The sequence below is a fragment of the Azospirillum sp. B506 genome (assembly GCF_000333595.1).
GTDB lineage: Bacteria > Pseudomonadota > Alphaproteobacteria > Azospirillales > Azospirillaceae > Azospirillum.
This window is the reverse complement of sequence record NZ_BADK01000900.1, coordinates 1-5,294: the sequence shown is the minus strand read 5'-3', so window position 1 is coordinate 5,294 and position 5,294 is coordinate 1. Positions and strand designations below refer to the sequence as shown.

Here is a 5,294-nt window from a genome sequence, read left to right as displayed (position 1 = left end):
TGTCGAGCGACATGCCTCTACTCTCTTCCAAACATTGGAAATCGGCCGCGAAGCTAGCACCCGCCGGCTTCATCCGCAACGATTGCGGCCATTCCGCCGCTCAGAAGGCCCCGGCATCGCCTTTCGCAAGCCCGGCGGCCAGTGCCAGCGGACATCCGCAGGACGGGCACTGGGTGCGCTGCAACGCCTCCACCACCCGCGCGTCGGGCAGAAGGACGCCCATCGTCTTCTCCACCGCGGCGATCTGGCGCCTGTGGTCGGCGCTGGCACCGCAGGCGGCATCCAGCATGGCGCCGTAATCGGAACTTGACTGCGCAGTGATGGCCTTCGCCCCACCGGCGGCAAACAGCCCGACACCGCCAGCGGCCAATCCGGCCAGCACCGCACGCCGGTTCGCGTCCGCGCCCATCCTGCTCATCCGCCCGCTCCGTCGATCTGCCCCATGGGTCGGCCGTGCGTCGTCGGCCTGGTATCCGACTATACGCCGCGGGGGCCGGCCCGCCAGCGATGCAATCATTAAATCTTTGGAAGGAAGCCCGCCGACGCTCAGGCGGCAACGGGAGCGGCGGAGCGCCAGCCGACGCGATCCATGCGCAGCTTGAACAGCGCAATCGGGTCGCCCCAGGGCGTCACCCGCGTCTCCAGCGCAATGGGCACCATGCCGAGCTTGGCGTAGAGCAGCAGGGCCGGCGTGTTGGTGCTGAAGCAATAGAGTGTCAGTTCGGGCAGGCGATGGTGATCGAAGGCGCGGTCGATCATCGTCCGCACAAGATAATCGGCGATGCCGCGGCGGCGCAGCGCCGGATCGACGCTGACATTGCCGATGCTGGCGGTGCGCTCCTCCTCGAAGGTGGCGTAGTTGGCATAGCCGACCACACGCTCCCTCCCCTCCTCGGTCAGGGTGACCACGGTGGGATCGCGGCGGATGCTCAGCGTCGCGCGGACCTGATCGGGGGTCAGCGGCCAGACCGCGCGCGGGAACAGGAAATAGAGTTCCTCCGCATTGCGGGCAAAGCCGCAGATCGTGGCGATGTCGGCGTCGGCCAACGGCCGGTACGACAGGACGGTGTGGGAGGGTGAGCCGCTCATACTTAGAAGTCTAAGTATCTTTTGCAAGGACGCAAGCGACCTTGCGGCGCCAGGGCTACGGCCCTATGGTCGGGCGATGATCCATACCCTCTCCGAACTCGCGGCCCGGCTGGGCAAAAATCAACGATTGCTTGGCCTTGACGTCGGCACCAAGACCGTCGGGTTGGCGGTGGCCGATCCCGGACTGATCGTCGCATCCCCGATCGGCACGCTGAAGCGCACCAAATTCACCCAGGACGCGCGCGAGCTGGGCAAGACCATCCGCGATTACAGCATCGGCGGTCTGGTGGTCGGGCTGCCGCTGAACATGGACGGGACGGAAGGGCCACGCGCCGAATCGGTGCGCGCCTTCGCCAACAATCTGCTGGAACGGTCCGACCTGCTGGGCTGGGAGGCGGAGATCGCCTTCTGGGACGAGCGGCTGTCGACCTCCGCCGTCGAGCGCTTCATGATCGGCGAGGCCGACATGACCCGCAAGCGCCGGGACGAGGTGGTGGACAAGATGGCCGCCGCCTACATCCTTCAGGGCGCGCTCGACATGCTGGCGAACCAGCGCCGCCTCGCGAGCGAAGCGGACGAGGACGGGCGGGACGACGAAGACCACGACGACCGCGACTGAGATCGGCTCCGGCCTGCGCCCGCTCAGGCCGGGCGTTCGGGCTGAAGCAGGGCGGCACGGCCCAGAAGCTTCGACGGATCGACGCCCTGCACCAACAGCAGGGCGCTGGCTTTGACGAGTGCTGCCACTGTATCGGGGGTGAGCGCCAGCGCGCGGCAGTAAATCCCCTCGGCCAGATCGGCATGGCCGGCGGCAGCCAGCGCCTCCGCCGCCGCCAGCAGGCCGTCCATCGCCATGGCGAGATTGCCGTCGAGGTTCAACGCCCCGGCGAAAGCCTGCACCGCAGCCGGCAGGTCGCCCTGGCTTTCCAGCACCAGCCCATAGGTGGCCCACCAGACGGCAACGCCGGGTCGGGCCATGATGGCCTGGGCAATCAGCTCCTGCGCCGCGGCCCAGCGGCCGGCCTGTGCGGCGACCAGGCCTTGGCGATAGATGCTTTCGGCCTGATCCGGCGTCATCGTCCTGGCTTCCCTTACGACTCGCTGCGGCCGAGCTGGTCCATCAGCTCGCGCCATTCGCGCTTGGACAGGCCGCTGGCCTCCTGCGTCACCGGCTCGCCGGCCAGCAGGCGCTTCACCACGTCCAGGCCGGTGCGCGACAGGTGGGCGCCGCCCATGCGGTATTCGGTGAAGGATTCGAACACCGCCGGGACCCAGCGCTTCACCACGTCCAGCATCGCATCGGCATAGACGCGGATCTCATACTGGGCATGGCTGTCCGCGCGCAGCGACAGGAAATGCAGCAGATTGTGGAGATCGACCTTCCAGTACCACTGCGTGTAATAGTTCAGCGACAGGTTCATCCGCGCCAGTTCGCGCGCCAGCCCCTGGCGGGACGGATCGATGACCGTGCCGTCCTCACGGTGGTTCAGCAGCTCTTCATAGTGGCTGTAGGCGCGTTCGGAATCCTCGCGCAGCAGCCGCATGACGTCGGCCGCCTCCTCGCCCTCCAGCACGTCGCCGCGGCCCTGGCGGTTCACCACGGCCTGGGCGCCCAGCTGTTCCGGTGCCGGCACGTAGAATTCGCGGTCGAGGATGGAATAGCGCGCCGAATATTCGTTCACGTTCGCGGTGCGGTGGCGGATCCACTGGCGGGCGACGAAGATCGGCAGCTTCACATGGAACTTTATCTCGCACATCTCGAACGGGGTCGAGTGGCGGTGGCGCATCAGATACTTGATGAGGCCGGAATCCTCGCTGACCTTCTTGGTGCCCTTGCCATAGGACACGCGCGCCGCCTGGACGACCGCCGCATCGTCGCCCATATAGTCGATGACGCGGACGAAACCGTGGTCCAGCACCTCCAGCGGCTGATAGAGGATCTCCTCCAGGGCCGGGACGGTGGCGCGACGGGTGGTGGCGGTGACGGCGCGCAGGCGATCGATTTCGTCGCGCTGCTCGGGCGTGATCGGCATGGTGACTCCGGGGCTGCAACGGCCGGACTCTTAAGCAGAGCGGGTCGCCGGTGCAAGCCGCCATTCTGGAAACGGCCCGCGTCACCGCAACGCATTTGGCGATCATGTCACACAGCCCCTTCCCTTGCCGGGCGGGAGTGCCTATATTCGCGACGTCGGTTCGCCGACTATGGCGATAAACGCCTTGTGGAATAAGCGTTGTGGACCCGGGGGCGGTACCCGGCGCCTCCACCAACCATACACCGGACTCGTTGACCGGGGTCGTTGGGGGCGAAACAGGATCGACACGCGTGGTAAAGGCATGGTTTTCGCTCGGCATGGTTCCGCCGTTATCGGGCCGTTGCAATAGTTGCCAACGACAACGTTGCTCAGGCTCGCCTCGCTGCCTAACGGCGGCTGGTAGCCTAAACCTAATCCCCGCGGGTTAGCGCCCAAGGGTGGGGCCGTGGGCCGCCTAGCAACAGAAGGCCCACACCTCTCTTCCCGGCGATTCGTACCGGCCTTTGCCGCAGCGGGCCGCCAGACCGATTGCGTTATCAGGGATCCGCCCAAGCATGCCGAAAGAGCAGCTCCGCTATGACCGTATGGTCGAAACCGCGTTGCGCGGCGTTGTCCGTGACGCGCTGACCGAGGTTGCCGAGCGCGGCTTGCCGGGCAATCACCATTTCTACCTGACCTTCCGCACCGGCTTCCCCGGTGTCGACATCCCGGATTACCTGTCCTCACAGTATCCGAACGAGATGACCATTGTCCTCCAGTTCCAGTATTACGGGCTGGACGTGACGGACGACCATTTCGAGGTCACGCTGAGCTTCAACAATGTGCATGAGCGGCTGGTCATTCCCTTCGCCGCCATCACCACCTTCGCCGACCCCTCGGTGAACTTCGCGCTGCAGTTCCAACCGCTGGCCGCCGCCGAGTCGGCGGAGGTCGCGACCATGCCGCCCCGTGCCGCCGCCGAGCGCGGGGAAGAAAAGGCCGAGGAAAGCGCCCCGGCCGAAGAGCCGAAGCGCGGCGAGGTCGTGGCGCTGGACGCATTCCGCAAGAAGTAACCTGACAGACAGATGCCCGCCCGGCCGCCCAGCGACTATGTCTCGACACTCTGCGAGATGCTGGCGCCGCTGGGCGATGTGCATGTGCGCCGCATGTTCGGCGGCTACGGCCTATCCATCGACGGGCTGACCTTCGCGCTGGTCGCCGACGATGTTCTATACTTCAAGGCGGATGACGTGAACCGCGCGTCCTTCGCGGCGTTGGGCCTGGAACCCTTCCGGCCGATGCCGGACAAGCCGACCACTCTCTCCTATTATCCGCCGCCAGACTCGGCGCTGGACGACCGCGACGAGCTGCTGCCCTGGGCGCGATCCGGATTCGAGGCGGCGCTGCGTGCCGCCGCGAAAAAGGCTGCCAAGGCAAAGCGGCAATAGGTCCCTCCCCCCGGAGCGGGAGACGGAACGCCATCACTCACGCGCCCTGACGGCTCGGTGGCGCCCCACACCAGCGACGTCATCGAAAGCCACTTCCCCAGACAGGAAGGGGCGTCCGGCGCGCAGTCACGGACGCGCCCCTTGATTGCATATACTCGCAAAACTCTGCTGATCCGCTGCGGCGGTTACCAAGTGTTGTTTGACGCCGACAAGGTCAGGGTTTCAACTGCGTTGTTGCGGTCATATTTGACCGTCAATACATTCGACTGAACGATCTTCCGCTGGTAGCTGGTAAAAGAATACATATAGGTCTGCGTCGATGTTCCGTCCGAACTGGTCGAGGTTGACATCGGCACGCCCAGTGACTGCATGACGGTCGATTTCTGCGTACCCTTCGGGAACATCGCGTTTACGGTGGCGTCGTTGATGTTGGCGAGCACCGCCGGACCGCTTTGCTTATCCGCCAACGCGCCGCCCGGCCGATACATGGCCTGCTCATCATACATTGTCGGAGGAACGCAAGCGGAAACAGCGACGCTAGATACAAAAAGCGCGACGAAGGCAAGTTTCTTCATTTTGCGACCCTATGCATTCTTTCAAAGCGGCGGGAGAGGCTTTCAATCCGCGTCACACCACCATGGCTTTAAGTGAAGCATCATTAAAGTTTTTTCACAATGCTTTCGGATACACGGTATTCGTCCAGTCTTCTCTCGAGCCGAATAAGTCTAGAAACTGCCCTTCAGAT

General features: G+C 64.7%; 8 protein-coding genes and 1 other RNA gene. 4 read left to right on the top strand and 5 right to left on the bottom strand.

The genetic code is table 11. The annotated features are described in order from the left end of the window. Nucleotides 1-100: 100 nt before the first annotated feature. Nucleotides 101-418 (bottom strand): hypothetical protein, encoded by a 318-nt coding sequence (locus I71_RS27940; protein WP_042701824.1) that lies wholly within the window; start codon nucleotides 416-418, stop codon nucleotides 101-103. 128 nt (nucleotides 419-546) lie between these two features. Next, nucleotides 547-1,089, bottom strand: a complete 543-nt coding sequence (locus tag I71_RS27935; RefSeq protein ID WP_042701821.1) for a GNAT family N-acetyltransferase — start codon at nucleotides 1,087-1,089, stop codon at nucleotides 547-549. Nucleotides 1,090-1,165: 76 nt separating this feature from the next. Between I71_RS27935 and ruvX the strand changes: the two genes are divergently transcribed. Continuing rightward, the gene (gene ruvX, locus I71_RS27930) at nucleotides 1,166-1,708 is read left to right on the top strand and encodes a Holliday junction resolvase RuvX (protein WP_042701819.1); all 543 of its coding nucleotides are present in this window, start codon (nucleotides 1,166-1,168) and stop codon (nucleotides 1,706-1,708) included. Nucleotides 1,709-1,731: 23 nt separating this feature from the next. Here ruvX and I71_RS27925 read toward each other — a convergent pair whose 3' ends face one another. Together I71_RS27925 and thyX are read right to left on the bottom strand one after the other, a co-directional pair. Next, nucleotides 1,732-2,166, bottom strand: a complete 435-nt coding sequence (locus tag I71_RS27925; RefSeq protein ID WP_042701816.1) for a hypothetical protein — start codon at nucleotides 2,164-2,166, stop codon at nucleotides 1,732-1,734. A 14-nt stretch (nucleotides 2,167-2,180) separates the two neighbouring features. After that, entirely contained in the window at nucleotides 2,181-3,122 is a 942-nt protein-coding gene (thyX, locus tag I71_RS27920) for an FAD-dependent thymidylate synthase (protein WP_042701812.1), read from the bottom strand. 115 nt (nucleotides 3,123-3,237) lie between these two features. Between thyX and ssrA the strand changes: the two genes are divergently transcribed. The 3 genes from ssrA (at nucleotide 3,238) to I71_RS27910 (ending at nucleotide 4,549) form a co-directional block, all read left to right on the top strand. Beyond that, nucleotides 3,238-3,598, top strand: a transfer-messenger RNA (tmRNA) gene (ssrA, locus tag I71_RS36525). Nucleotides 3,599-3,676: 78 nt separating this feature from the next. Continuing rightward, the gene (locus I71_RS27915; protein WP_042701809.1) at nucleotides 3,677-4,174 is read left to right on the top strand and encodes an SspB family protein; all 498 of its coding nucleotides are present in this window, start codon (nucleotides 3,677-3,679) and stop codon (nucleotides 4,172-4,174) included. A 12-nt stretch (nucleotides 4,175-4,186) separates the two neighbouring features. Then, nucleotides 4,187-4,549 carry a TfoX/Sxy family protein gene (locus I71_RS27910; protein WP_042701807.1) on the top strand — a complete coding sequence of 121 codons (363 nt, stop codon included), beginning with the start codon at nucleotides 4,187-4,189 and terminating at the stop codon, nucleotides 4,547-4,549. A 185-nt stretch (nucleotides 4,550-4,734) separates the two neighbouring features. Here the strand turns inward: I71_RS27910 and I71_RS27905 are convergent, their stop codons facing one another. Further along, the gene (locus I71_RS27905) at nucleotides 4,735-5,124 is read right to left on the bottom strand and encodes an outer membrane protein assembly factor BamE (protein WP_042701804.1); all 390 of its coding nucleotides are present in this window, start codon (nucleotides 5,122-5,124) and stop codon (nucleotides 4,735-4,737) included. Nucleotides 5,125-5,294 lie beyond the last annotated feature (170 nt).